Consider the following 2,536-nt stretch of genomic DNA (forward strand, 5'->3'; position numbering starts at 1 on the left):
ATGAGCTGGTGGGCAGTTCCTCATTGTCACCAACGATCGATCACTGGCTTTCCTTGCTGCAACGCTGATGGCCTATGAAACACGCCTTGTGCAGCTTTCAGGTCTGCACTAGGTATGAATACGGCTTCTGGTGGGTATGCCAGCAACGAAGGCGTTTTTTGCGGCTCGGAGCAGTCCTGGAACTTTCCGTCATTATCTGGAGGCATGCTGGGATGCTGGATACCGCAACGGCGGTGGGCAGTGACGCGAGATCCGCAACCGACCTTTTCTGGGAAGCAAGGCGCTAGGCCGGATGGCCGAACAACCGCCGCTGGAGCCGCGCAAAGGGAGGGCAGCGCAACCGGGTGAAGCAGGTCCTGACCACACCCTTCGCTGAACTGGCGGACAAAGCTGAGACGGCAGCGACGACAAAAGCCATTTGCCAGAGCCATCGGGCCTAATGATCCGGAAGAACAAGGTTTCACCACCAGGAATTGCTGAAAAGTCATAGAGATCATTGTTTGGCAGCGCTGTTGTGGATCTGGACCTGGATGCGCCATGCGGCACGGGTCAGGAAAAAAGCACGGGAAAGGGAGCCACCATGTCCGAACAAGCACTCAAGGACCTTCTGATCGAGGAACTGCAGGACACTTACAGTGCAGAAACGCAGATCCTGGAGGCCCTGCCGAAAATGGCCGAGGCCGCATCGTCCCAGCAGCTGAAGCAGGCCTTCCAGACTCATCTTCAGGAAACCCGCGGCCAGGTCCAGCGTCTGGAGCAGATCTTCCAGAAGCTGAATGCCCAACCCGGCGGCAATACCTGTGAAGCGACCCAGGGGCTGATCGAGGAAGCGGAGGAACTGATCGGCGGTGGCCATCCGCCGGAAGTTCTCGACGTGGCGCTCGTCATGTCGGCGCAGAAGGTCGAGCACTATGAGATCGCCAGCTACGGCTCACTACGCACCCTGGCCGAAACCTGTGGCATGACGGAAGTCGCCCAGCTTCTCCAGCAGACGCTTGAGGAAGAAAAGGCAACCGACGAGAAGCTGAACCAGATCGCCGAAGGCGAGGTCAACGCCAAGGCCCTTCAGGCTGCGTGAACCCTACTTGGTCTGGAAAACACGTGCGGGGGAAGGCGTTCCACGCGACCTCCCCCGTGGGCTAAGGCACGCTTGGAACAGCCAGCCGGAGGACAGGTCCAGTTAAGCCAAAGATCGTTCATGCTAGCCATATGGCAGGCATCCGAGCCGCATTCAGCGCCGACGATTGAAAGGAGACAAGTTGACGTGGACCGCGAACTTGTCTCCCTTCTGGCAGTCCAGCTCCTACTTGAGCTGATCGCGTAGAAACGATCCGATCAGATGTCGGAGCGGTCGAGATCGCGGTCGCTCAGGGACCGCTTGCCTGCCACGTCGGTGCGGCCGTCCTCGACCTCGACTTCCGTACGGCGCACGGTGTCGCGAATAGTGTGAGCCTCTTCGGTGACGTCCTTGCGGACCACCACTTCCTCGACCACCCGCGCCGTCTTGGCGACAACCGCTTCCTCATCCGTTTCCGTCACTTCGATGGTCCGCTCGCGGAAAGCGTCGGCGGGAAGATCGGTGACGTCGCGACTGACCGCGCGGCGTTCGACGTTGATCGTCTCATCGCGGAGTGAAACGGTTTCCTCGACCGGCGTCTCGCTGATCCGCGTTCTGACACGGACACTGCCGCGCTCTACCTCGCGCTTGCCGACCCGGAGGCTTTCCTCGACGACGGGAATGACTTCTTCACGATCGCTGTCGATGCCGCGCCGGGTACCGATCCCGCCAGCGTCGACGTCGCGCAAGCTGGAGGCCGCAGCCGACAGGCCCGAGCTGTAGCGGGAGCGTTCCTCGGTGACGGCGGTTTCGTCGTAGTCGGCAGCCGAGGCGTCGTAGCTGGTCCAGCCACCCTGCCGGTACAGCTCTGCTCTTTCGTCCGCATCGACCGGATGATGCCGCTCGATGATTTCCAGCACTTCCGAGGTATGGCTGTCATCGACCTGACCGATCAGGAGAACGCCGCCGCGCCGGACAGCCTCGCTGTACACCTGCGCCTCACTCTCCGGAACGCCAAGGCGGGTCAGCGACGAAGTCCTGGATGCCGGGGCGCCAAGATCGCGGCTCACGGAGCTGAACAGGCTCGATCCGGTCGAAGCGCCGGATGCCGTCGCACCTCCGCTTGTGGCGGCACTGCTGGAACCATCACCGGAAGTCGAGAACTCGCTGCCATAGCCGGCGGCGCGGAGCTCCTCGAGAACCTGGTGGGCGGAGGCCTTGTCGTTGTAAAGAGCCAGAACAGTCTGTTTAGTCATGTTGGTTTCCTGAGTTTGCAGACACAACGTCGTCAATACCGGTGCATGTGATTTCGGCACGCTCGGAACGAAGTGTTACGGTGAATTGCTCGGTGCGCTGCGTCGTCTTTTTGCGAATATGGATCTCTTCCCTGAGCACCAGCCTGGTGACGAGAACAACCTCCTCCTCGACGATCGGGATGATCATGAGATCGCCGTCCTGTCGGATTTCAGGGGCGGTCTC

The 2,536-nt window shown here is 60.6% G+C and carries 3 protein-coding genes; 1 reads left to right on the forward strand and 2 read right to left on the reverse strand.

Annotation, left to right across the window (positions count from 1 at the left end):
* Positions 1-580 precede the first annotated feature (580 nt).
* On the forward strand, positions 581-1,078 hold the full coding sequence (locus AC5JJ6_RS08765) for a YciE/YciF ferroxidase family protein (protein ID WP_044437118.1): 498 nt from the start codon (positions 581-583) through the stop codon (positions 1,076-1,078).
* A 257-nt stretch (positions 1,079-1,335) separates the two neighbouring features.
* Here the strand turns inward: AC5JJ6_RS08765 and AC5JJ6_RS08770 are convergent, their stop codons facing one another.
* Positions 1,336-2,313, reverse strand: coding sequence for a DUF2382 domain-containing protein (locus AC5JJ6_RS08770; RefSeq protein ID WP_496041667.1), 978 nt, complete (start codon positions 2,311-2,313; stop codon positions 1,336-1,338).
* A partial coding sequence (locus AC5JJ6_RS08775) for a DUF2382 domain-containing protein (protein ID WP_496041668.1) occupies positions 2,306-2,536 on the reverse strand: 231 nt, incomplete at its 5' end. The genes AC5JJ6_RS08770 and AC5JJ6_RS08775, both read right to left, overlap by 8 nt.

The organism is Skermanella sp., from assembly GCF_059503625.1.

Bases quoted from the DNA above. Each gene is read 5' to 3' on its own strand.
- AC5JJ6_RS08770 (WP_496041667.1), bottom strand. From the start codon at position 2,313: ATGACTAAACAGACTGTTCTGGCTCTTTACAACGACAAGGCCTCCGCC.
- AC5JJ6_RS08765 (WP_044437118.1), top strand. From the start codon at position 581: ATGTCCGAACAAGCACTCAAGGACCTTCTGATCGAGGAACTGCAGGAC.